18 protein-coding genes and 2 pseudogenes are annotated in these 26380 nt (G+C 32.1%); 16 read left to right on the forward strand and 4 right to left on the reverse strand.

Annotation, left to right across the window (positions count from 1 at the left end; translation table 11 throughout):
- The first annotated feature begins 126 nt into the window (after positions 1–126).
- The 7 genes and pseudogenes from bla to ILS93_RS28745 all read left to right on the forward strand — a co-directional run.
- On the forward strand, positions 127–1053 hold the full coding sequence (gene bla, locus ILS93_RS20340) for a class A beta-lactamase Bla1 (protein WP_396021597.1): 927 nt from the start codon (positions 127–129) through the stop codon (positions 1051–1053).
- Between the two features lie 702 nt (positions 1054–1755).
- The gene (gene hblC / locus ILS93_RS20345) at positions 1756–3075 is read left to right on the forward strand and encodes a hemolysin BL lytic component L2 (RefSeq protein WP_064475210.1); all 1320 of its coding nucleotides are present in this window, start codon (positions 1756–1758) and stop codon (positions 3073–3075) included.
- 65 nt (positions 3076–3140) lie between these two features.
- A complete protein-coding gene (gene hblD / locus ILS93_RS20350) occupies positions 3141–4367 on the forward strand; it encodes a hemolysin BL lytic component L1 (RefSeq protein WP_222661169.1) in 1227 nt (408 codons plus the stop codon).
- A gap of 31 nt (positions 4368–4398) precedes the next feature.
- Positions 4399–5532, forward strand: a complete 1134-nt coding sequence (hblA, locus tag ILS93_RS20355; protein ID WP_064475212.1) for a hemolysin BL binding component B — start codon at positions 4399–4401, stop codon at positions 5530–5532.
- 511 nt (positions 5533–6043) lie between these two features.
- Positions 6044–8653, forward strand: a complete 2610-nt coding sequence (locus tag ILS93_RS20360) for a putative mucin/carbohydrate-binding domain-containing protein (protein WP_222661171.1) — start codon at positions 6044–6046, stop codon at positions 8651–8653.
- A 538-nt stretch (positions 8654–9191) separates the two neighbouring features.
- Positions 9192–10667 (forward strand): annotated as a pseudogene (locus ILS93_RS20365) (serine hydrolase).
- A gap of 475 nt (positions 10668–11142) precedes the next feature.
- Positions 11143–11377, forward strand: a pseudogene (locus tag ILS93_RS28745) (hypothetical protein); the annotation flags it as partial.
- Between the two features lie 220 nt (positions 11378–11597).
- Here the strand turns inward: ILS93_RS28745 and ILS93_RS20370 are convergent.
- Entirely contained in the window at positions 11598–12887 is a 1290-nt protein-coding gene (locus ILS93_RS20370; protein ID WP_064475259.1) for a glycosyltransferase family 2 protein, read from the reverse strand.
- Positions 12888–13156: 269 nt separating this feature from the next.
- Here ILS93_RS20370 and ILS93_RS20375 point away from each other — a divergent pair, with 269 nt between their 5' ends.
- The 9 genes from ILS93_RS20375 to pseI all read left to right on the forward strand — a co-directional run bounded on the left by ILS93_RS20375 (position 13157) and on the right by pseI (position 22495).
- Positions 13157–13924 (forward strand): glycosyltransferase family 2 protein, encoded by a 768-nt coding sequence (locus ILS93_RS20375; protein WP_001124411.1) that lies wholly within the window; start codon positions 13157–13159, stop codon positions 13922–13924.
- A gap of 4 nt (positions 13925–13928) precedes the next feature.
- The gene (locus ILS93_RS20380; protein ID WP_098101938.1) at positions 13929–15332 is read left to right on the forward strand and encodes a CDP-glycerol glycerophosphotransferase family protein; all 1404 of its coding nucleotides are present in this window, start codon (positions 13929–13931) and stop codon (positions 15330–15332) included.
- 227 nt (positions 15333–15559) lie between these two features.
- Positions 15560–16585 (forward strand): SDR family NAD(P)-dependent oxidoreductase, encoded by a 1026-nt coding sequence (locus ILS93_RS20385; RefSeq protein WP_064475262.1) that lies wholly within the window; start codon positions 15560–15562, stop codon positions 16583–16585.
- Entirely contained in the window at positions 16582–17544 is a 963-nt protein-coding gene (locus ILS93_RS20390) for an NAD-dependent epimerase/dehydratase family protein (protein ID WP_064475263.1), read from the forward strand. Before ILS93_RS20385 ends, ILS93_RS20390 begins: the two co-directional genes overlap by 4 nt.
- On the forward strand, positions 17544–18749 hold the full coding sequence (gene pseC / locus ILS93_RS20395; protein ID WP_064475264.1) for a UDP-4-amino-4,6-dideoxy-N-acetyl-beta-L-altrosamine transaminase: 1206 nt from the start codon (positions 17544–17546) through the stop codon (positions 18747–18749). Before ILS93_RS20390 ends, pseC begins: the two co-directional genes overlap by 1 nt.
- Entirely contained in the window at positions 18750–19745 is a 996-nt protein-coding gene (locus ILS93_RS20400; RefSeq protein WP_064475265.1) for a cytidylyltransferase domain-containing protein, read from the forward strand.
- A 39-nt stretch (positions 19746–19784) separates the two neighbouring features.
- Positions 19785–20885 (forward strand): UDP-2,4-diacetamido-2,4,6-trideoxy-beta-L-altropyranose hydrolase, encoded by a 1101-nt coding sequence (gene pseG, locus ILS93_RS20405; protein WP_222655326.1) that lies wholly within the window; start codon positions 19785–19787, stop codon positions 20883–20885.
- 1 nt (position 20886) lies between these two features.
- Positions 20887–21447 (forward strand): UDP-4-amino-4,6-dideoxy-N-acetyl-beta-L-altrosamine N-acetyltransferase, encoded by a 561-nt coding sequence (pseH, locus tag ILS93_RS20410; RefSeq protein ID WP_064475267.1) that lies wholly within the window; start codon positions 20887–20889, stop codon positions 21445–21447.
- Positions 21440–22495 carry a pseudaminic acid synthase gene (gene pseI / locus ILS93_RS20415; RefSeq protein WP_064475268.1) on the forward strand — a complete coding sequence of 352 codons (1056 nt, stop codon included), beginning with the start codon at positions 21440–21442 and terminating at the stop codon, positions 22493–22495. Before pseH ends, pseI begins: the two co-directional genes overlap by 8 nt.
- 727 nt (positions 22496–23222) lie before the next feature.
- On the opposite strand, the gene ILS93_RS20420 is transcribed toward pseI, so the two are convergent.
- The 3 genes from ILS93_RS20420 to ILS93_RS20430 form a co-directional block, all read right to left on the reverse strand.
- A complete protein-coding gene (locus ILS93_RS20420) occupies positions 23223–24200 on the reverse strand; it encodes a CgeB family protein (RefSeq protein ID WP_064475269.1) in 978 nt (325 codons plus the stop codon).
- 31 nt (positions 24201–24231) lie between these two features.
- Positions 24232–24477, reverse strand: a complete 246-nt coding sequence (locus tag ILS93_RS20425; RefSeq protein ID WP_000477970.1) for a hypothetical protein — start codon at positions 24475–24477, stop codon at positions 24232–24234.
- A gap of 216 nt (positions 24478–24693) precedes the next feature.
- The gene (locus ILS93_RS20430; RefSeq protein WP_064475270.1) at positions 24694–24927 is read right to left on the reverse strand and encodes a hypothetical protein; all 234 of its coding nucleotides are present in this window, start codon (positions 24925–24927) and stop codon (positions 24694–24696) included.
- Between the last annotated feature and the right edge of the window lie 1453 nt (positions 24928–26380).

Raw genomic sequence — 26380 nt, forward strand, 5'->3', positions numbered from 1 at the left:
TAAATTTATGGAACAAACTTGTTTCTTAGATGGTCTATTATGTGTACGTATAAAAACAGGTATTCAAATAGATACATTGTATTGAATTTACTACTTGTTTTCAGTATTGAAAATTTGAAAGGAATGATGATTTTGAAAAATAAGAGGATGCTAAAAATAGGAATATGCATTGGTATATTAGGTATAAGTCTTACAAGCCTAGAAACTTTTACAGGAGGGGCATTGCAAGTTGAAGCGAAGGAAAAGACAGGGCAAGTTAAACATAAAAAGCATGCGACATATAAAGAATTCTCTCAACTTGAGAAAAAATTTGATGCTCGATTAGGTGTGTATGCTATTGATACGGGTACACATCAAACAATAGCTTATCGACCTAACGAAAGATTTGCCTTTGCATCAACCTACAAGGCGTTAGCCGCAGGAGTATTGCTAAAGCAAAACTCAACTAATAAATTAAATGAAGTTATCACTTATACGAAAGACGACTTAGTGGAATATTCACCTGTTACAGAGAAACATGTAGATACCGGAATGACACTAGGAGAAATTGCTGAGGCCGCCGTTCGTTCCAGTGATAATACTGCAGGGAACATTTTATTTAATAAAATAGGTGGACCTAAAGGATATGAAAAAGCGCTTAGACAGATGGGTGATCGGATTACTATGGCTGATCGCTTTGAGACAGAGTTAAACGAGGCTATTCCAGGAGATATTCGTGACACTAGTACAGCGAAAGCAATTGCTACGAATCTGAAAGCTTTAACGGTCGGAAATGCGCTTCCAGCTCATAAACGTAATATTCTTACAGAGTGGATGAAAGGAAATGCTACAGGAGACAAACTTATTCGTGCAGGCGTACCAACTGACTGGATAGTTGGAGATAAATCAGGAGCTGGAAGTTATGGGACACGAAATGATATTGCTATCGTTTGGCCTCCGAATAGAGCACCTATTATCATCGCAATTTTATCTAGTAAAGATGAGAAAGAGGCTACCTATGATAATCAACTAATTGCAGAGGCAGCTGAAGTTATAGTTAAAGCTCTTAGGTAATAATCTCTCAATTCTTTATTTAATGTAATTGAAAATATGAACTTGGAAAGCGATTCTTTTAAATGTGAAAAGAATCGCTTTTTTGTATTCCTATAATGAATAGTAAGTATATAAGCGAAAATTATTATTTCATGGACAATTTATCCCCTAAAGTGCATGAGGGAAATTTTCTCCTGTGGTGTTCGTAGCAATAATATTATTATGTATACGATAATAATATTTTGGACTAGTTAAGCTAGATACTCCTATATGGATATGTAATTTTACATATCCATATAAAAGACACATATGTGCTAATCCCTATTAAATTATATTAAAATCATTTTTAGGTAAGGGGATTCATATAGATTTAAGGGAATCAAAGAATTTTTATGTTTAATTATCATAGTATAATTATTTCACTTTATGAAATGAAATTTGTATATAACTTTTTTAAATATAATATTTTTAAATTCGAATAATAAATATCTGAAAAATCAAATTTAATCAATGTGATTTTCAGGTTTACTTATGAAAAACATAGTGTTTAAAATGAGGGGGAAGTAAGGTCCTTATATTCTATCAAAAATAAATAAAAAACGAGATACGATTACTCTATCGAAAAAATTTCTCTCCTCAAGTGTGTGTGATGAAATCCTAACGTTAGGTTGTACAACATTTACGATTAAAACTGTAAAAAACAATAGTGAAGAGGTGTACGGAATGAAGAATAAAATTATGACAGGATTTTTAATAACATCAATCGTTACTGGAGCGACTATTCCTATCAATACTCTCGCAATGCCAATCGTTCAGGCGGAAACGAAACAAGATAATATAGATATTTCCTCAGCATTACGAAAAATAGGTGCACACTCCAAATTAACACAAACCTTTATAGATGGAGCCTTAGCAAGTCCGAATGTGCAACTTGAAGAAGTTCCATCTTTAAATACAACTCAATTTCTAATTAAACAAGATATGAAAGAGTGGTCATCAGAACTATATCCAAAATTAATTCTATTAAATTCAAAAAGCAAAGGATTTGCAACCAAATTTAATAGCTATTATCCAACATTAAAAGGATTTGTAGATAATAAGGAAGATAAAGAAGGGTTTTTAGATAGACTGGAAGTTCTTCAAGATATGACTATAACAAACCAAGAAAACGTGCAACGTCAGATTAATGAGTTAACAGATCTTAAACTACAGGTAGATAAGAAACTGAAAAATCTTGATACAGATGTGGTAAAAGCACAGAGTGTACTTAGTTCAGAGGGAACAGGAAAAATAGACAAGTTAAAGAATGAAATGCTAAATACAAAAAAATCAATTCAAAATGATTTACAGCAAATAGCATTATTACCAGGAGCTTTAAATGAACAAGGGCTAAAGGTATTCCAAGAAATTTATAGTCTATCAAAAGATATCATTGAACCGGCTGCTCAAACAGCAGTAGTAGCGTATAACAAAGGAAAAGAAATAAACAATGCTATTGTAGAAGCAGAGAAGAAAGCAGAGCAAGAGGCAACAGAAAAGGGAAAATCAGCTATAGAAATTGAAGTTGCCAAAAAAGAGGCACGTGAAACGATAGAGAAAAGTAAAAAAGGTGAAATTGCTGCAGCTGCAGTTACGAAAACGAAAGAGTATGATCTTATGAAAGTAATTGATCCTGAAAAAATTAAAAAAACATATAGTACTTTTGCAGAAATTAATAAACTAACAGCAGAGCAACGAGCGCATTTAGATGATCTAGAGAAACAGAATCAAAAATTATATGACTTAACAACTAAATTAACAGTAGCAGATTTACAAAAATCAATGATTCTTTTCATGCAAAATGATTTGCATACATTTGCTAATCAAGTAGATGGAGAAATTGAGCTAATGAAACGTTATAAAGAGGATTTGAATCTAATAAATAATAGTATTACAAAATTATCGACTGAAGTTGATACTAATAACACTCAGTCTCAAAAAGATACATTAAGACGACTAAAAAATGTAACAAATCAACTCGAAGAACAAGTTAATAAATTTTAATATTAAGAAATAATATTTAACGAAAAAATTATAACGCAATTGAAAATAAGGAGGAGAATCAAAAAATGAAATTTTCATTTAAGGTCATAACTTTGGCCGCTTTAGCAACGGTTATAACTGCTACGAATGGTAGTACTATTCACGCACTTGCACAAGAACAGACAGCACAAGAACAGAAAATAGAAAATTATGCGTTAGGACCTGAAGGGTTAAAGAAAGTGTTGGCTGAAACAGGCTCTCATATTCTTGTAATGGATTTGTACGCAAAAACAATGATTAAGCAACCGAATGTAAATTTATCCAACATTGATTTAGGTTCAGGAGGTGGAGAATTAATCAAAAACATTCACCTGAATCAGGAACTGTCACGAATCAATGCAAATTACTGGCTAGATACAGCGAAGCCAAACATTCAAAAGACAGCACGTAATATTGTAAATTATGATGAACAATTTCAAAATTATTACGACACACTAGTAGATACTGTAAAAAAGAAAGATAAGGCGGGCCTCAAAGAAGGAATAGGGGATTTAATCGGTACAATTCATACAAATTCAAATGAAGTTACGGAAGTTATTAAGATGTTAGAAGCTTTTAAAACAAAGTTGTATACAAATACTGTAGATTTTAAAAATAATGTTGGAGGTCCAGATGGACAAGGGGGATTAACGGCTATATTAGCGGGAAAACAAGCACTAGTCCCACAACTTCAGGCCGAAATTGAGAATTTACGTTCTACGCAGAAAGCACATTTTGATAATGTATTAGCCTGGTCAATTGGTGGTGGATTAGGAGCAGCTATTTTAGTTATTGGAACGATTGCAGGAGCGGTAGTAATTGTTGTGACCGGTGGCACAGCGACACCAGCTGTTGTTGGTGGTCTAACAGCTCTAGGGGCAGCTGGTATCGGTTTAGGAACAGCAGCTGGTGTTGCGGCATCTAATCATATGAGCTCCTATAACGAAATTTCTAATAGAATCGGAGAATTAAGTATGAAAGCCGATCTTGCTAACCAAGCAGTTATTTCACTTACTAATACAAAAGACACGTTGACATATTTGTATCAAACAGTGGATCAAGCAATCATGTCTCTAACGAATATTCAGCAACAATGGAATACGATGGGAGCGAATTATAAAGATCTATATGATAATATCGACCAAATGCAAGAACATAAACTTTCTTTAATACCTGATGATTTAAAGGCTGCAAAACAAAGTTGGAATGATATTCATAAGGATGCAGAATTCATTTCAAAAGACATTGCTTTTAAACAAGAAAAAACAAACTAAAAATCAATATATATGTATAGGAGGAATTAGAATGAATAAAAACTTTCCTTATAAACTACTTGCTGTATCGACGTTTTTGACTCTGACAACAACTACTGTAGTTTCTCCAGTGGCAGCCTTCGCAAATGAAAGTAAAATGGAACAAACTAGTACCGAAGATATATCTCTTTCTGTAAACAGCGAAAAGATGAAAAAAGCTTTGCAAGATGCTGGGGTATTTGCAAAGTCTATGAATGATTACTCTTATTTGTTAATTAAAAACCCAGATGTTAACTTTGAAGGAATTGACATTAAAGGATATACAAATCTACCTAGTCAAATTCTACAAGATCAAAAGAATGCAAGAGAGCATGCTACGAAATGGGATTCACACATAAAAAAACAACTTTTAGATACACTGACGGGGATTGTAGAGTATGATACTAAATTCGACAATTATTATGACACATTAGTAGAAGCGATTAATGAAGGGGATGCAGACACATTAAAAGAAGGCATTACAGATTTACAAGGTGAGATTAAACAAAATCAAGTATATACACAGAATTTAATACAAGAACTGGCTGAGTTAAGAGATAGTATTGGAGAAGATGTCCGGGCATTTGGAGGTCATAAAGATATTTTGCATTCGATTCTGAAAAACCAAGCATCTGGAATTGATGAAGATGAAAAGCGCCTAAATGAAGTTTTAGAGCAAGTAAGACATTTTAAACAAGTAGAATCAGATGGAATTATAACTGTATCAATTCCCTCAATTCCTACGTGGATTGCTGGTGGTGTAATGATAGGGGTAGCAAGAAATAATTTAGGTACGTTAGAGCCATTGTTAGCACAATTACGTCAGACTATAGATTATAAAGTAACATTAAATCGTGTAGTTGGTGTTGCGTATAATAATATTAATGAAATGCACAATGCGATTGGATCGGCTATTAATGCACTTACCTATATGTCTGCACAATGGCATGATTTAGATTCTCAATATTCGGGAGTGCTTAGTCATATTGATAAAGCATCCCAAAAAGCGGATCAAAATAAATTCAAATTCCTAAAACCTAATTTGAATGCAGCGAAAGATAGTTGGAAAACATTGAGAGCGGATGCGTTTACATTAAAAGAAGGGATAAAAACATTAAAAATGGATCCTGTTTCTTCAAAAAAATAGCGGAATACGGTATTTGTTGCAAGGGCATTTATACAGTTATAAAATGATTTTTTGTTCTTTATAAATTGAAAAGACGGAGGTATAATCAGGCCTCTGTCTTTTGTTTTATTGAAATATTTTTATAATTCCATCCTATATGTAGAAAGTAGTTATACAAGTTTGAATTTTTAAGGTGAATGATTTTTATGAATTTTTCCGTAAAACCTAATCTATGATTAGTGAGCTTTATATTCTTATTTTCCTAATTGAATACTTTTATACAATTAGATGGAAGTTAAGAATACTAAATCAAAACATAATAGGTTGTTATTGATGAGTTTATTGTAAAGTTGTTATTTTATGTGTCATCAAATAACATTTATAAACAATTAGAAATAAAGAAAAGGAGACTATTATGAGAAAAAATAGAGTATTAGATACAACATAAATAGCGTAAATAGTTTTTGATGTAAAAACATGATAAATAAAATAATAGTCCTTACATGTACTAAGGGAAAATGAGGGAGATAATATGGGGAATAACTCAAAATATAAAACTAGAAAAATACTTGCAGCCACCGCTACAGTAACTATGCTTGCAACTGCAATGATTTCTACAACAGATATCATTGCAGAGGAAACAAAGCAGCAAAAAAAAATATCGACATTACTGCAAGAGGGAAAGTCAGTTAAATCAGAAAACAGAACATATACAGTCCCAGGAAAAGGGGATGTTGAGGTACTGAAACAACAGGAAAGAAAAAGTATGGCATTTAGTCCATATGAACCCACTGGTTTATATGCAAAGCCAAATGAACAAATAACGATTAATGTAGAAGGAAATCAAAATATTCAAGCATACATTGGAACGTATTCGTATGATGCTTCTTGGAGAGAAGATTCTAAAATAAAATCATTTACATTAAAACCTGGTATAAACACGATTCAATCTCCAAATGGGGGGATGATTTATTTTTATAATAAACAACAAGGTGGCACTATTCGAACAACAATCACAACGGGTGGAGCGACTACTCCTTTCTTTGAACTAGGCAAACATACGAAACAAGATTTAATAAACATGCTGGACCAATATCCAAATGCACATGCGGTGGAGTTAAAAGGAGAACGTGTATTAATTACGGCCAGCCCGGCACGTGTTAAGAAATATTTGTTAGGTTCTAATACAGATCCTGTACAACTCTTAAAAAAGATGGATGAAGCTACTCGAATTCAAGACAAAGTAGCTGGATTATCTGAAGAACAAGCAGATAAACATTATATTCATTACGTAGAAGAAAATCATTCTCCTGATTATTATATGTATGCAACTTCTTATCGAACCGCATATGTGGGAGACGCAATCCAATACGTGTTAGATATTAATAAATTTATAAAAGATGGTTGGGGTCCATGGCATGAGGCAGGGCATTTGAGACAGCAATCACCTTGGAAGTTTTATAATATGACAGAAGTACAAAATAATATTTACAGCCTTTCTGTAGAAAAAGCATTTACATCTAATCAACCTTTTAGATTGCAACAAGAGGGTGCTTATACTAAGGCATTTCAATACTTAGAACAATCTAATAAAAATTATGATGAAATTAGTGATGCTTTTGTTAAGCTTGTTATGCTTTGGCAACTACAATTAGCATATGGAGAAGACTTCTATCCTAAACTGCATCAATTGTATAGAGATATGCCTTCTGATGAACTTCCACAAACAGATGAAAATAAAAAACAATTATTTATGATCTCAGCATCAAAAGTAGCCAAACAAAATTTGATGCCTTTCTTTGAGAAGTGGGGATTACGTCCAAATAATGATACCATTCAAAAAGTGGCTGCATTAGGATATCCAATTTTAACAGCAGAGATTTGGAAGGGTACTGATTCTAATCCGATTAAACCAAATGTGCCTAATGCAAATAATATTTTAGAAGGAAGACAGTTTGCGTGGTCAATGAAAGGAATTAGTGATTTCGAGTTTGCTAAAATCAATTTCAATAAGTCGTCAGAAGAAATGCAAGTGGACTTAAAAGCAGGCGTACCGCATCACTATTTTAATGAAACATATGCGAGTATTAAAGTACAAAATGCATCAGGCAAAGTAGTATACAAGAAAGACATTTATGGAAACAAACAACAAAATGCTGAATCGCAAAAAGTTCCAGTTAAAGTAGGGGATTATATTGAGTTAACACATCTAGAAGGTGTGCATAGAGCTACTTTAACAAATGTAGATAACAGTAAACAAGAAAGCTTTGGAAAAAAAGCAATGTATGAAGTTACAAAAGAAGGCATGAAGAAAGTAGAAAAAATGCCAGAATCAACAATTTTAGATGGGAATCAATTTGCATGGTCACTAAAAGGAATAAGTGATTTTGAGTTTGCTAAAATCAATTTCAATAAGTCGACAGAAGAAATGCAAATGGACTTAAAAGCAGGCGTACCACATCACTATTTTAATGAAACATATGCGAGTATTAAAGTACAAAATGCATCAGGCAAAGTAGTATACAAGAAAGACATTTATGGAAACAAACAACAAAATGCTGAATCGCAAAAAGTTCCAGTTAAAGTAGGGGATTATATTGAGTTAACACATCTAGAAGGTGTGCATAGAGCTACTTTAACAAATGTAGATAACAGTAAACAAGAAAGCTTTGGAAAAAAAGCAATGTATGAAGTTACAAAAGAAGGCATGAAGAAAGTAGAAAAAATGCCAGAAACAACGGTTTTAGACGGAAATCAATTTGGTTGGTCTTTAAAGGGATATAGTGATAGGGAAATCGCAAAAGTAGATTATAATAGGGCAACAGAGAAAATGCAGGTGAATTTAGAAGCAGGTGTACCACATTCTTACTTTAATAATACGTATGCAAGTATTAAAGTACAGAATTCATCCGGTAGTGTTTTGTACAATAAGGAAATAGTGGGAAATAGACAACAAACTGCTGAAAGCCAAGCCGTGCCCGTAAAAGTGGGAGATTACATTGAGTTTACCCATATAGAAGGGGAAGCAGTAAAGGAAAAGACACGCGCTACACTTATTAACCTTGAGAATAATAAACAAGAATATATAGGCAAAAAAAGAACCTATCAAGTTACTTCTACGGGATTAAACAAAATAGATTAACATGAAGAATATTCAAATTATTAGTAAGATGCTAAATAGCAGTTCATTATGAACGGCTATTTGGCTTTTATTTATATAAAAGTGAAATGAAAATACTCTCTCTATTATATATACTCTTGTTTTCATCAACAGCTATATTTTTTAATGTAACTTGTAAAAAACTCACATTATTAACTGTTTCCCATTCATTCAAGCTATTGAGAGATAGTTAATGGTTTTTTGAATGTTTTATTTCAATTAACTATCGAGTGAATATAAATAGAATATCTTCTTAGAAAAAGCGAACTGACACGGGGTACTCTTTTTTATGGTCGTAATGTCCCACAAGAATAAGTACTAGTATCTACTGATATTGGAAAGTGAATAGCCTGAAAAATGTACGGGATTGATTTTTATTACAAATTTGTAAGGTTATGTAATGAAAATCGATAGAATTGGATGTTTGAATAAAATAATCTGTATAAAGAATAGAATATTATGAAAAAGTAAAAGAACATCTAGTTTTTTTAAAAATGCTGTATGCATATTTATATTCATTATGAGTGAATTGACTTCCACGAAAGTAGTAAGGGCACAATCGAAAATTTTAGCTGATAGGAGCATAGAAAACTTTAAGAAAAAGATGGATGAGCAAGTACCTAAATGGCAGCAGGATTATGATGTACCAGGGGTTGTGATAGGAGTTGTAAACAATGGGCGTATTGCTTATACACTAAATTATGGTTATGCAGATAAAAATAAGAGAAAAGAAGTGAATGATTATACTTTATTTCAGGCAGGTTCGGTGTCCAAAAGTCTTACTGCTTGGGGAGTTCTACATCTTGTAGACGAAGGGCTTCTATCATTAGATGAACCGGTGGGCAACTATCTAAGTAAATGGAAATTACAAAATTCGAAGTTTGATAATAATGAAGTCACGATAAGAAGGTTATTAAGCCATACGGCAGGATTGTCCACACATAAAGGGTATTTAGGAGTGGTACCTGGGGAACCGCTCAATGCTATTGAAGAATCACTGTCTGGGAAATGCAGGAATAGTGATTCTGTTGAGATAATTAAAAAGCCAGGTTCAGAAGCGATATACTCCGGGATTGGCTATACGATTTTGCAGCTTGTTATTGAAGAGGTGATAGGAATTCCCTTTGAACGTTACATGGGTAAACAAATTATGGAACCATTAGGAATGAAATCTAACTCATTCCGACAAACCCCGGATAATTCAAATCTTTCGAAAGCTTACGGATACTTTGGCCAAGAAATCCCGAATTATCAATATACCGAACAGGCTGCTGCAGGTCTCAGAACAAATGTTACGGATATGATGACTTTCATACTGGCAAGCATGGAAACTACTGATCATAAAGGTAAGGGGTATGGTGTCATCAAAAGTGAACGTGTGGAGGAAATGCAAAATCCGGTATTAGGTGAGAATGGTTTAGGTATATTTGAGAGTAAGTTATCTAATCAATGGAAAATGATGTACCATTCTGGTGATAATCGGGGGTGGCATTCCTTTTATGGCTACCAAAGGATGGATTAGTCATTTTCACGAATGGTGAGAATGGTAAAGATGTAAGACAGGACATTTACCATGAATGGATAAAACACGAGACTGGGGAAGTTCCTCGAAAGTTATTTTGCCTTCGAAGAGCAAAGAAAAATAAATGCTATTATATCCGTCGTTATTGGGGCAGTACTTGGTATATACTTGCTACTATTTGTAATTAGATTTAAACAGAGGAAAAGAGCTTTTATTTTGAAACACGAGAAAAAAACTTACATTAGAGTTGGAGTTAGAACACTTCTACTTTTTAGTATTGCTCTGTACTTGTTTTGTCGCACCTACATGTGGAGCACTTTAAGTTTAAGTGCAAGCAATAGAATAAATATAATGCTCATACTGGCATGGATGTTGGCGTTATTAATTGTAGGATTCTTTCCCCAAAAAAAACGAAGTAGCACAAATAAAACGCTAAAGTCTGAAGCTGTTGGTTATAAATCAAAAGGGAATTAAACGTTATGTAGCTGGAAGCTGGGAAAGATTTGTTATTGTACACTTCTAAATTTTGAAGTGTTATATATCTAATTGATAATGACATGTTTAGTTGGGGTTAATTCCTAAAAAATAAAGTGGTAAGTACTTAATATAAGTGTATATTAACGTGCAAACAGGGCTGCAAGTAATTGGTAGTCCTGTTTGTAATGTTAAATAAAGACTCGCTGAGGATCTAATGAGAAGAAAAAGAACCCTATAGGGTTCTTTTTCAAGGCATATTAACAGTAAGGAGAACCATGAAATGCTACTTCAAATCTTTATTAGGGGAAAGATTTTGAAAAGCTTAACATACATCTATTTTTACATAAATGTAATATATAGTGAATTGATAATGTTTATACTTACTATTACTAATATTCAATTAAGATAGTTAACGCTATGTGTATAGTGTTAATGAACGTTTAATGCAGTATACATTTAAAAATATGAGTAAATAATAAATTGTCTTACAAATATCTTGTTTTTTAATACTTATATCTATAACGTTTATCAAGATGAAAATTAACACATGGATGGCTTTAGGATTTACGTTGGTTGTAATAGAAAAAGGTATTAATGCAGGATATGACTTTTACAAACATGATTACTATGGTGTCAGTTGGAGTTTAGCTATCATTATCTATTGCATATATGAGATGAAAAATTATCATATTGAAACAAATAAATAGCCGCAAAAAAATAAGGTTTTAGTAGGCGAAATGCTTATTAAAATATACAATAAAGAATGGGGAAAAGTGTATTAGTTTTAGAAATTTGAGTTGAAAAGCGGCTAACAAAAGCTAAGAGTGATTAGAGCATTCATAGATGTAATAAAAAGAGGTTAACCCAAGTAGCTATTCAGCTATATTTGAGGCAACCTTCTTTTTATATTTATTTGTAAAATCCCTGTCACTCTTCTCGGTATTCTTCAGCTAAGTGAGAGGGATATGATGAAATAGGAGGACCAATCTTAAAGTGGGCTAAATTGGTCTTTGAAATTGCTATACAGTTCTTTAATAAATAAAGTTTTTGTAATATATCTTTATCTATTGGATGAAGCATGTGATTTGTCATAATGAAATAATTGTTATGATAAATAAATACTTTTCCTTCAGGGAGGATTGTTTGATTGGATAAATTCGGATGAATAGGTGGTCCATCTGAAAATTGATCTAAACTATTTTGTGAAACTTTAATAATTTCTTGAGCTGTAAATTTAAATTTGCGAAATGCTATCGTGTTAATGAAAAGACGTTTTTGATTATTTTCTATATAAAACAACTCTTTTTTTTCGTTTTGTACAACCCGTAAATTTGGAATTGATTCTGCAAGGGTTATGGGGGGACCTTCTGTATATTTGTAGATGAATGGATCGGGGATTAAGACAATTTCATTTTGATTATATTTGAAGTAGGAAATCATGTCTTTTGAAATGAGCCTACGTTTAAAATTATCAATCAAAAATACTTCACCTTGTGAATTACTAAACAAAATACCATTTAAATCTTTTGAAGGGAGGTTAGCATATAGGTTTTGGAAAGAAAATGGTGTCTTAAAAGTAATATCGAGCACTTTGCTAATAGGATAAAAAGGTTGGAATGTATTTAGGCGTTTCCAAAACATTGCATCTCCAACAAACCAATATATAGGGTTTGTATCCCAATATTCGCAATATTTTTCATAAACCTGTAATAATATTCTTCTAGTATGCATAACTGAACAGTGATCTACAACATTTGCAGCTGTATATAAAATTTTTGAAGCTTCTCTCACAAATTCATGTATAGGCTGTAGGTTGTAATCAACATATTTTACGTATTGAGAAGAGTACACTACATCTATTTCAGGATGTTTTTCTAAGAAAGATAACATTTCAGCTAATCTATTTGGAAGATACATAGTATCATCCGTTAAATAACAAATATAATCTCCATGGGTTAATGGAAGTGCCTCATTGATAAGAGTTGCATATCTTGTGGTTTTATATCTCTCATTATCTTGTATAATACTATTTTTATAATTAATTCGAGGATCATCTAAATAATTTTTTATAATATTTATAGTTTCCGGACAGGAGTTATCATCCATAATAAAAAGTTCCCATTCTTTATAAGTTTGCATTAGGACACTTTCAATAACTTGATTAATTAATGTTGGTTTATTGTAGCTAGTAAGGATAATTGATATTAGGGGTTGCAAAGTCTTCACCTCTTTTGAGAATATTGAATGTGGTTTTTCTAGTGAAATCTAATAATTAAACCTGTATTGATACTTTCTTATTTATACTTGAATAGTTTATTACTTTGTAATAGATATGGTATGGATTATAGTGGAGTGGAAAAATACATGCTGCTATAAATTTTAATAGATATATAAATCTTTTTAAAAATTATCGGAACGGATTGTCCTTCTTGTTTATATAATAACGTAACTGTTTTTGTATTTGTTGATAAGGAGGAGAGGGAGATTTGCCTAAAATTTCAGTTATAATGACAAGTTACAATAAGCCTACGTTTGTTGAAAAATCAATATTAAGTGTATTAAACCAAACTTTTCAAGATTTTGAACTTTTTATTATGGATGATGATTCTAATGAAATGACCCAGAAGGTTATTCGACCATTCATAAATAAGGAAAATGTACATTTTTATAAAAGTAATGTGGCTCATATTTCTGAACGCACAAAAAAAGTCAGATATGCGGCTTTAATTAATGAGGCACTTAAGCAGGCGAAAGGGGAATATATAACTTATATTACAGATGATAATCAATATGAAAAAGAACGCCTTAAAAAGATGTCTAGTTATCTTGATGAGAATAAAGAGGTTCAAATTATTTATTCTGCATCAAAAACGATTCATGTAGATGAATCAGATTTACCTATTAAAACGGTTGAAAGACCTGCTAAAAAAATTACGAATAATGCCCCATGTTCAATTGATCATTGTTCTATTATGCATAGAGCCTCTGTTTTACCAATTCTTGAAAAAAGGTGGAATTCTTACTGGGATGAAGATCCTCAGTTTTATCGGATAGGAGATGCTCGCTTTTTTTGGAGATTAAATCACTATTGGGATTTTTATCCCTTAGATGAAATTTTAGATATTAATTATATTACTCCTCATTCAATACATGCGCAGTTATTTGCCGAAGAAAAAAATGAATTTGTACAATTATTACCACCACAAAGAACATGTAAAGAATTAAGAGAAGACCTAAGAAGAAAAAGAGGGTGAAAAATTGAGTGATATTTATTTGAAAAATTACTGGTTATTAAATCTAGAGTATATAAATGTTTTTTCAGAGTTAAAGCATTATAATATTCCTTTACCATTACTGAGTAATTTTTATCAATATTTAGATGCAGATGTAAAAAATAAAATGAAAGAAAATAATCTTAATAAGCAACTGTCAATCGAGCCCATAGAGGAAATGCAGTTACAGTTAGAGTTTGAAAAAATAATGTCTTCATTTCAATCAAAAATAAAAAGCAAGAATCGAAATGGAACAATTCTCCTAAATTCAGATTATCTCCGTTTTTCAGTAAGTAACTTTACTCACTTTAACCCAAATCAAACAAAGATATTAACAAGATCAAAAAAGACAGAACTTTATGGTCTTCCTACAATTTGTGCACCAGATTATATAAATAAAGCCTCTAATAATGCACATGTTTTTATAGAAAAAGCTAAAGAAATCTTTTTAAAGTTTAATAAGCACCCACTATTTTCAAACATGTTTTTTCAAAAAAAATTAATTAGTGATCTCCCTATCATGATTGAGAAACTTAATATGGCCTATTTCATTTTTAAAGAACAAGATATTTCTGGTGTGATTGTTGGTACTACGGAAGATATAGCAAGTCGAGCTCTTACTTTTCTTTCTAGAAGTGAGGGGATACCAAGTTATTGTCTGCAGCATGGTGCAATAATGGGAGAAGAGGCATACTTTCCGGTTTTTGCAACAAAGCAGGTCGTATATGGAAAATATGAACAAGATTGGTACCTTCAAAGAGGAGGCAGTGAATCTCAAATTGAGATTTTAGGGCACCCCAGATATGATGAAATCTTCAATAGGACATATATGGATAAGAAGGAGCTTTTTAAAACATTAAAAATAGATCCCACTACAAAAGTGATTTTTATTGCAACCCAGCCATTTAAAACTTCATTTTATACTGAACTGACAGAAAAATTAGTGAAAGACAAAAAAATTACGGTTATTATAAAGCCACATCCTTGGGAAAAAGGACGTAACCTAGTGGGAGAATACATTAAGTTAAGTAACTTATATCCTAATGTTAAATATATAACAAATGAAGTAAATATGTATGATGTTATTTTACATGCAAATCTTGTGGTTATCTCAAATTCAACAGTAGGGTTAGAAGCAATGTTATTAGATATACCTGTAGTTGTTTATAAATCGCTATTAGAAGATAGAGATTATAAATATTACGATACACTAGATGGGCTTGTAAATCACTCTATTGAGGATTTGCTTAGCACGGTTGAAAAGGTTTTAAATGATTCTTCACAATCAAGTCTAGCGAAAGAATTAAGAAGAAAATTTATTAATGAAAACTATCCGCAAGAAGCATGCACGAAAAGATTAATAAATTTAATTCAAAGTGAAAAAGATTGAGCCTATCATCACTTATTTTTTTGGAAGTAAGGGATTCCTAAAACAACATCATATCCTCAGATTTCAATAAACAATATGTAACATAAATTTGTAATAAAAATGTATGTTTCAATATGCAAAAAGCTAGTTTATCTCTCACTTAATTGTTTGCCAATAGAATTACACCAGAATTAAGGAGAGATTGTTCTTGGCTCAAAGTAACTTTATAAGAGGAGGTATACATTTCTATGTTTTTTAAAGGTAAAAACGTTTTAATTATTGGTGGAACAGGAACAATTGGAAAAAGCATTCTTTCTAAAGTTCTACAGGAAAAGCCAAAAGTGGTAAGGGTTTTTAGTAGAAGTGAATATAATCAATTTTTATTACAAGAAGAATTCAGGGATGAAAATCAAAATATTCGTTATTTAATTGGGGATATTCGCAATTATGATCGAGTGTTTAGTGCGATGGAAAATATTGATTATGTGTTTCATGTGGCCGCAATGAAGCATGTTTCTTTTTGTGAATATAATCCGTTTGAAGCAGTTTTGACCAATATTTTTGGAACACAAAATGTAATAAAAGCGGCAATTGCTCAGAAAGTAAAAAAGGTGATTTTTACAAGTTCTGATAAAGCAATTTCACCAACAAATAATTACGGTGCAACAAAATTGACTGCTGAGAGATTGATTACGTCAGCGGAATATTCAAAAGGTTCAAGTGAAACGATATTTGCCAGTGTTCGTTTCGGAAATGTTATGGGGTCAAGAGGCTCTGTCATTCCTTTATTTGAAAATCAAATTAAACAAAACCAAAAAATAACCGTAACGGACCTTAGTATGAGTAGATTTATGATGACACTGAACCAAGCTACTATGTTAACAATTGAAGCGATGAAAATAGCAAAGGGTGGTGAAACTTTTATATTAAAAATGCCAGTTATTTTATTAAACCATTTAAGTGAAGTGATGATAGAAGAAGTCACAAAGTTATATGGGTTGCCCAAGGAGAATATTAAAATTGAAGAAATTGGGTTAAAACCTGGTGAAAAAATGTATGAAGAACTTATGACACATGATGAATCTTTACAGGCTTTTGAATTACCAGATATGTTTATCATTCCTAGCCCATTAAAAAAGGGTACCCAATATGAAAATGCAAAAAGGGCGAAGGCAGGATTTTACCGTTCTGATCATCAAAATGCAATTACAAAAGAAGAGCTTAGAAATTTAATATTAAACCAGCAACTACTAACAGGAGGGGATAAACTATGAAAATATTAGTAACTGGTGGTGCGGGTTTTATTGGTAGGTGGGTTGTAAAGAGATTATTGCAGGATAAGCATGAAGTATGGATAATAGACAACTTAGCAAATTCAACTACTGTAAATATTACCGAGTTTGCACACGATCTAAATTTAAAGCAATGCATTCAAGGAGATATTAAAGATAAAAAGTTAATTGCTCAATTATTTGAAAATAATTCATTTGACCTTTGTTATCATTTAGCAGCGAGTATTAATGTTCAAGATAGTATAGATGATGCTAGAACAACTTTTGAAAATGATACAATAGGTACTTTTAATTTGTTAGAACAATGCCTTAAGTATCATGTCAAAATGGTCTTTATGAGTACTTGTATGGTTTATGATAAAGCTACTAATATACAAGGGATATCAGAATTAGATCCGATTAAACCAGCTTCTCCATATGCTGGATCAAAAATTGCTGCTGAAAACATGGTTTTATCTTACTATTATGCTTATAAGCTACCTGTAGTGGTTATTCGCCCATTTAATACGTATGGCCCATTTCAGAAAACAGGTGGTGAAGGTGGGGTCGTTGCTATTTTTATAAATAATAAATTAGATAATGTACCACTAAATATTTATGGGGATGGAAAACAAACGAGAGACCTTTTATACGTTGAAGATTGTGCGGATTTTGTTGTGGCAGCAGGATACTCTGCAAAAGCAAATGGTCATATTATCAACGCTGGAACAGGACAAGATATATCCATTAATAAATTAGCAGAATTGATTTCGGGAAATCAAGTAAGTATTCATCATATAACTCATATCCATCCACAAAGTGAAATTCAAAAATTATTATGTAACTATGAAAAGGCAAAAACAATATTAAACTGGGAGCCGAAAGTTTCTTTAGAAGATGGAGTTATTAAAACAGAAGAGTGGATCAAATCTTTAAAAATTGCCCCTAAGGAGAAAAAGTGATGGTAAAGAAAATTCTTGCTATACACGGAGGAAAGCCTGTTAGAGAAACATATTTACCATATGGTCAGCAACAAATTGATGAACATGACATTCAGGCGGTTGTAGATATATTAAAAGGGGATTTTTTAACGACAGGCCCAACGATTCAACAGTTTGAGAAGTCTATTGCGAAATATGTGGGAGCAAAATATGCTGTTTCTTTTTCAAATGGTACAGCTGCATTGCATGCTGCCTGCTATGCAGCTGGCATAACTGAGGGAGATGAGGTAATTACAACTCCAATGACATTTGTAGCAAGTGCAAATTGTATTTTATACCAGGGTGGAAAGCCGGTCTTCGCCGATATTGACAATGAAACATATAACATTAGTCCTAAATCAATAGAGGAAAAGATTACAAACAAAACAAAAGCCATCATTCCCGTACACTTTACTGGGCAGCCTGTAGAGTTAGATGCAATACAAAAAATAGCAAAAAAAAATAATTTGATTATCATTGAAGATGCAGCCCACGCATTAGGAGCCACATATAAAAATAAAAAGATTGGTTCTATTGGTGATATGACAATGTTTAGTTTCCATCCGGTGAAACATATTACTACCGGAGAGGGTGGAGTAATTACCACAAATAATCCTCTGTTTTATGAAAAACTTGTTCAATTCCGTACGCATGGAATTGAAAGGAATCCTCAAAAACTCCTTGAAAATCATGGGCCTTGGTATTATGAAATGCAATTCTTAGGTTACAACTACAGATTAACGGATATACAAGCTGCTCTTGGTTTATCACAGTTAAGTAAATTAGACTCTTTTATTAAGATTCGAAAGAAATATGTAGACATCTATAATAAAGGATTTAGTTGTTTATCTGAAATCACAGTACCAAAGCAATTGCCTCAAACCGATTCAAGTTGGCACCTTTATATTTTTCGTTTAAATACTAAATTATTAAAATGTAATCGAAAAGAAATTTACGAGGCATTACAAAGAGAAAATATCGGTGTGAATGTGCACTATATACCCGTACATTTACAACCGTTTTATCAAAAGTTAGGATATGGAAAAGGTATTTGTCCACAAGCAGAAAACGTATATGAGGAAATTATTACGCTACCTCTATTTCCTAAAATGACGGAAGCTGATGTGTGGGATGTAATAAAGGCAGTAAGAAAAGTTCTTTCGTTTTATAGAGTTGCTAAAAATTAAATGAAAGGGGTGTTATTAAAATTGCAAAACCAAAAATTATTAAGAGCAGTTACAAAAGTTGATATTAGAAAAGGAGAGATTATTACAACTAATAAAGTAACTATGGAATTAGATGTTGTAGAAAATGCGCTGAACGAGCTTGAAGCAGAGGGATTATTACCTCAGGTAGCTCTATATAATTTGTCTGCAGGTACCCCATTAACAAAAGAGGTTATTGAGCCTCCAAAGGTAGTAATAATTGTACTTTGCCGGTTAAAATCTACTAGGTTACCTTTAAAGGCGATATTGCCAATACACGGAGTTCCTTCCATTGAACGATGTCTTATAAATACATTAGCTATTCAAGGAAAACACCAGATCATACTTGCTACTTCAGATATTACGCAAGATGACCCTTTGGAAAAATTTAATTTAGACGGGAAAGTTAAGATTTTCAGAGGTGATCCAGAAAATACTGCTGATCGCATGTTCCAAGCTGCAAAACAAGAAAATGCAAACATAGTCATACGGATTACAGGGGATTGCCCAGCTGTGTCACCAGAAATTAATACTTTTTTACTAGATGAACATTTAAAAAGCGGTGCAGATTATACACAGGCAGAGTTAAGTACGTTACCTGTCGGAACAGCAGGCGATATTTTTACATTAGAGGCAATCGAACGACTACTACAAACCCCAAAACCTTTAACCTATGCAGAATACCTTCCGTTTTATTTTATAAATAATCCACACTTATTCCGCGTCAATATAGTAAAACTCCCTCCATCATTTTGCTATCCTTCTTGGAGGTTAACATTAGATGAACAACCAGATTTAGATTTGTTCAATGAACTTTATAAAGGTCTGAATGTAAAATCTAAACCATTATTTTTTCATCAAATAAAAGATTACATCTTTCGAAATCCTGAACTTATTGAAATTAATAGTCATGTGAAATTGAAATGGGCAAATCAACAATCTTTAGTAGATGAGCTAAATAGAGAAACGATATTATAAATTATTAAATTGTAGTGCTTTTAGTGAGGAGGGAGTATTTTGCTTGAGAAAAAAATTGCCTTTCGCGCCGACGCATCTATTGAAATAGGTACCGGTCATATTATGCGTTGTTTAACATTGGCCCATGAGTTACGGAATAAAGGTGCTCAAGTATATTTCATTTGTCGTAAGCTGCAAGGTGATTTACATCAATATATTTTAAATAAGGGATTTCATGTGTTTGTATTAGATGGAGATGGTGAGAATACGAATTTCTTAAGGACAGAACACGGGAGTTATTTAAATTGGCTAAAATATCATTGGTTTGTTGATGCACAGCAGACCAACGATATTTTATCGCAACTTCCCAACTTTGATTGGTTAATTGTTGATCATTATGGATTAGATAATAAGTGGGAGTCTGCTTTAAGAAAAAATGTAAGAAAAATAATGGTAATCGATGATCTTGCAAATCGAATGCACGACTGTGATTTGTTACTAGACCAAAATTTATACAATAACCTTAATGACCGCTATAAAGATTTAATACCAGAGCATTCATTAGTAAAACTGGGACCTAAATATGCTATATTACGGCCAGAATTTCATGCCGCTAATAAATTTTCACGAAAAAGGACAGGAGAAATTGAAAGGATCTTTATTTTTTTTGGTGGACATGATGTAACAAATGAGACATTAAAAACGTTAAGAGCCTTACAAAATATAGATAAAGATAACTTAAAAATAGACGTTGTGGTAGGAAGCCAAAATCCGCATAAAGAGGAGATTCAAACTTATTGTAAGAGTGTTTCTAACGCTTCGTTTTATTGTCAAATAGAGAACATGGAAGAGTTTCTCATACGAGCGGATTTAGGGATAGGAGCTGGGGGCACAACCACATGGGAACGATGCTTTCTTGGATTACCTTCTATAACAATTACAACTGCCCAAAATCAAATTGAAGTAACCAAGACTGTAGCGAAGGTTGGAGCTACATGGAATATTGGTACAGCTGAAAGTGTTTCGGATAAAGCAATTACGAAATGTCTAAACAAACTTTTATCAGATTATCAAATAGTGAAAGAAATGTCTAATAAAGCTCTTTCTATACAGTGTGCGAGTAATTCAAATGAAATAGCAAAACTTATTTTAGGAGGATAGTATGTTAAATATTAGGGATTTTCAATTGGAAAGGTTAGAAAAGAAAGATTTAGAACTTATTTTACAGTGGCGGAATACAAAAGAAATTCGCTCGGTTATGTATGAAGATCATCAAATAACAATAGACGAACATTTAAAGTGGTATGAAAAACTAGTAGTGGATGATACAAAAGTTGCAAGATTATTAACATATAAAGAAAAACCAATTGGATTTGTTAATTTTACAAAAATAGATAAATTGGATCGGACTTGTTATTGGGGATTTTATATAGGTGAAAAACAAAGCGTAAAACGTGCTGGAACGGTATTAGGTTTATTAGCGTTAGACTATATTTTTGAAAAAAAAGACATACACAAAGTGTGTGCAGAAATAATAGAATCAAACCGTATTAGTTTAAATTTCCATCAGAGATTTGGGTTCCAAGAAGATGGAAGATATGAAAACTATATTTACAGGGATAATGATTATATTGATGTTATTACAATGGCCCTGTCTCATGAACAATGGGCGGAAAGGAAAGAAGCAATAAAAAAAGAACTTGAAGGTGAAAAAGATGAGTAATGTATATATCAGAGGTAGAGAGATTGGCAATAGCTTGCCACCATTTATTATTGCAGAAATGTCAGGGAATCATAATCAATCATTAGATAGGGCGTTGCAAATTGTAGAGGCAGCTGCGGAGGCTGGGGCACAAGGATTTAAAATTCAAACATATACACCAGATACAATGACTTTAAATATAGAAAATGGTGATTTTTTAATTCATGATACAAAAAGCTTATGGAAAGGTAAATCACTTTATCATTTATATAAAGAAGCTTATACACCATGGGAGTGGCATAAACCCATTTTTGATCGCTGTATAGAGTTAGGGATGGTACCATTTAGTACGCCGTTTGATGAAACAGCTGTAGACTTTCTAGAGTCATTAAATGTTTCTTGTTATAAAATCGCATCTTTTGAAAATACTGATATTCCCCTCATACGTAAAGTAGCAGCAACAGGAAAACCAATAATCATTTCGACAGGTATGGCTTCGATTGCTGAACTAGATGAAGCAGTAAGAGCTGCGAGAGAAGAGGGATGTAAAGAATTAATTCTATTAAAATGTACAAGTACGTATCCTGCATCTCCAAAATCTACAAACATAGTTACCATACCTCATATGAAGGAGTTATTTAAGTGTGAGGTAGGTTTATCTGATCATACACTTGGAGTAGGGGTATCAGTAGCGAGTGTTGCCTTTGGGGCAACAGTAATTGAGAAACATTTAACGCTCTCGAGATCGGATGGAGGAGTTGACGCTGATTTTTCAATGGAACCAGCTGAATTTAAATTATTAGTAAGCGAAACTGAAAAAGCATGGGAATCTTTGGGGAATGTATATTATGGCCCTACTGATATAGAAAAAGATTCGTTAAAATTTAGAAGATCATTATATGTAGTAGAAAACATAAAAGCGGGAGAAGTCTTTACAAATGAGAATATTAAAGCTATTAGACCAGGGAATGGTTTATTGCCAAAACACTTATCCAAAATTATCGGAAAAAAAGCGAGTAAGGATATTAAAAAAGGTACACCTATTTCGTGGGATTTAATTGGATACTGAGGAAATTAGAGCATTTATAGAGGGATTTATAACAAAAATGCTATTTTAGTAGAGAATAAATTTTAAAGGGACATTTAATAACTGAAGGTACCTTTATATTACTATTATTGGAATATGGATACCATATGTTGGGTGTTGAGAAATAAAAAATTCATTCGGCACAACAAAGCAGTCAGCGAAGTTAGCTAACCACCTGTTGAACAAAAGGAAATTAGGCCCTGCAAGTAATAGATGTGTAACCTAAAGTTACATTTATAGTGTAAACAAGATTGCATATGGTATACGAAATTGTATGTAATAAAAATTTCATTTTGTAGAAATAAAAAAGGCAATCGTCGCCGAATCGCCTTTTGATAAAACAGAGCACTTTCAAACATAATGTATTCGAAGTCTTACGATATGTGTAAATAAAGGAGCAGCTAGTAAAAGCTAACTGCTCAATACAGAAAAGAGAAGAACTACAGGGACGGTTAAATTCGCCTATCTTTATTATTGACGGAATGTTTAGTTTTATTCTGATAAACCTAAAAAGAGCACATTTAAAAAGTGCTCTTTAAGGAAAAAGTGAGATATCTCGAAGTAAATTAGGGTTTTTTACTTGGAAATAATATATGATTAATTCATCATAATGTTACTTCTTATTTATCTATGAACATTATCTGTAGAACGAATAGATTAATTTGAAAAAATCCCCTTGTGCACCTATATGCAGAAGGGGATTTTTATTTTAATGAAGGTGTGATTGTAAAATAGTCGTTATAAAATGGATTCTCTCATGAAAAGTATGCTGGGTAATAATTTTTGTATGAATTTTTCCGACCATTAATTCTTTTAAAATCGTATCATTCAAATGAAGAGATACTTTATTTAAACAGTCTTCAAAGCTGTTATAGGATATAATTTCATCTTTATTGAAGAAAGATGAAAGGTCAGGTTTTTCTTCAATAATTTGAAATCCTTGGCAAGCTGCAATATCAAAGGTACGATTATTAATAGTATTATTTTTCACTCTATTTTTATTTTTATTCTGTGGAAATAGATGACTACGATGAGGATTTAATATAAGACTAGCGTTATTATAATAGAGAGCAACTTCTTGAGGTGGAATCCATTCTTCTATAATCTTAATTCTTCGGTGATTCTTCCATTTTTTTAATAACTTATTTCTCCAGTGCTTACCAATAATGGTATAGTGATAAGGGGTTTTTTCCAAAAGAAACTGTATCAATTTCACACGGATTGGATAAGGATATCCAATGAACAAAACTTCACTTTTATATTTTGGATTTTTTAGACTAGGTTTAAATACATCTATATTAGTTGCTAATGGTAAGTGATATACATTGATATATCCTAAAGCTGTGTAATATTTAAGTGCTTCGCTATCAATAGTAAATATAAAATCAAAGTTATTTAATAGAAGAAGCGAAGTATCTATATAAAATGGATCCTCAGTTAACCAGACAGCTAATTTAATGTTCCTTTTTTTAAAATAATGAATTGCTTTTTGTGGTAGATGATTCCCTAATAAGGTGAATACAATATCAGGATGAAATGTTGCCGTAATGAAATCCAATTGTTCGAGTAATTCACACGGCTGTACTGCTAACCATTCAAAATTTTGATCGATAAATGCTCTCTGTATGCTTTGATCTAAATATTGATAGATTTTTGAGTAACCAGAAGTAATGTATAAGAGTTTCATATTTCAATCCCTGCTTTAGGTTTAAAATATATTATGAGATAAACGTAACACTTTCTATTTCTTTACAACTGATCTTAGTAATACTTGTAGTAGGAGGAGTAACTGAATTTTCCTCTTCTAATGTGACGATACAAGTATTAGGATTGAAATTTGTAAAAATAGCAGGTCCGATAATATTTCCAGATTTACCAGTAACAGTAACGACTTCGCCTGGTTGTAAATTTTTAAAAATACTACATACTCCACCTGAACAACCAAATAAATTGCATAAGAACAAATTTATCCCTCCTTTAAACAATATACTATATCATATGAAAGTTTGTAGAACGATGTGTAGACAAGTAACCTTTAGAAGAGAAAAAATTGAAATTAAAGCAATTTATTGAAACAATATAATGGTATATTTTGGGGTAAGTTGATTAGATTTTTCATGAAAAAAGACATTCATTAGAATGTCTTAAATATGGATTAAGCTCGAACCATCTGAATCATCTTAAGGAGTGGCTAAAGTAACACTTTCAATATCTTCACAACTTATAAATATAGTATTGGTAGAAGAGGGGGTAATCACATCTTCTTCAACTAAAACCACCGCACAAGTATTCGGAATGAATTGCGAAAAAGTAGCAGGCCCAATAATTTGACCCGATCTAGTAGTAACTGTAACAACTGTTCCCACTGGCCATACAGAGAATATAACACAAGCTAAACCTTCACATGCTGCCATATTAAACCCTCCTAACTCTAAGTATTAATAATGTATTAAATTCCAAACATTTTATAGTGTATGTGATAGTAATGTGAAGTGTTTGGACTAATAGAAGTCACCTCTGGGCTTTATCCCTTCATAATCAATTTGATAACTATTAAACCAATCCAAAGGCTTAAAAATACAATATGGTTAGAAGGTTTATATGTAACTATTTTTAAAAGGGCTTGTTAAGGGGAAATAAATGTTTTAAAAATGTGGCAAAAAATTGAACAAAAGCGTTATCTAAAAAAGAACACAAATCAGTGCTCTTAGAAAGTAGACTATATGGTTTTTGGATTAGTATATAATATCATATGCTAGTTTCTTTTAAGTGTGTAAATAAAATTAAATAAAAAGAACCAAAATACATATGTGCTCCATAAAAAGGTGACAGCTCACAAGGACTAATTTGCAAGCTGAATATAGATGCCAATCCAACTAATATATGCATTTTCCCATGCAGAGTTAAAAGATTCTATTATTTTCTCCGATAGAAGTACCCTTTCTCAAAAATTGAGTTTAATAGTGAAAGTGAAGCTCTAAAGAGCTTGAAATAATAAGCAGAAGGAGAATGGTTTTCAACCAATTATTTATCGTAACAAATAGGGGTTAGATGAGTTATTGCCAATTTTCACCCCAAAGCTTAAGCAGAGTTTTTAATAGAGGGAGTTCTTAATTGTTTTGTAATATAATGGGCTCCTATCCGAGGAGCTTTTTTTTATTACAATTTAACAATTTCATGTACCGTAATTATTAATAATAAAATCAAATATCTACAACAAAGGGATTCAGTTAAAGCTAGGTCAAACTAGGCTACAGTACTACATTAATATATAATGCATAAAAAGCTTATATTCATCTTTTTTCTTACCGTAGGTAAATAATGTAATTTTATAATAAGTGTTTACACAGCAGCTCAATTATTATATATACCGACTGCTCACATTATTGAGGGACTGGAAAAACAACAAAGACGTTCTCAAATGCATGTATAGATATTTATAATAAAGATTCAAAAAAGAATAGGTAATATAGCTATTGGAATAAGATTGTTTTTGTCTATCTCCTGAAAAGGAGGATGGACAAACCATACCAAAGAAACTTGCATTTCATTATCTATAGAAGTGTAATGTCATTAAAGTGAGATAGAATACAGGCTAATATTGAGAAATGTAAAGTTTGTAGAGTTTGAAACAAATTAAAGAAGTAACATAAGGGATTTAAGCATATAGTAATGTCGACGGATAACGTTAACAGAATATTCTTTTTAATAAGACAAAATAATAGTATTTTTATCTTATAATATTGTTACTACGATGAAATAAGGCTAATAATTAGTTAACTTAAAAATTAAATTCAGATAGGAAGAGGATAATGAAGACCAGAGATAATTATAAAATTATTGTGATTGGCGCTGGGACTGCAGGAC

The organism is Bacillus sp. 16GRE42 (assembly GCF_019837435.1).
GTDB lineage: Bacteria > Bacillota > Bacilli > Bacillales > Bacillaceae_G > Bacillus_A > Bacillus_A wiedmannii.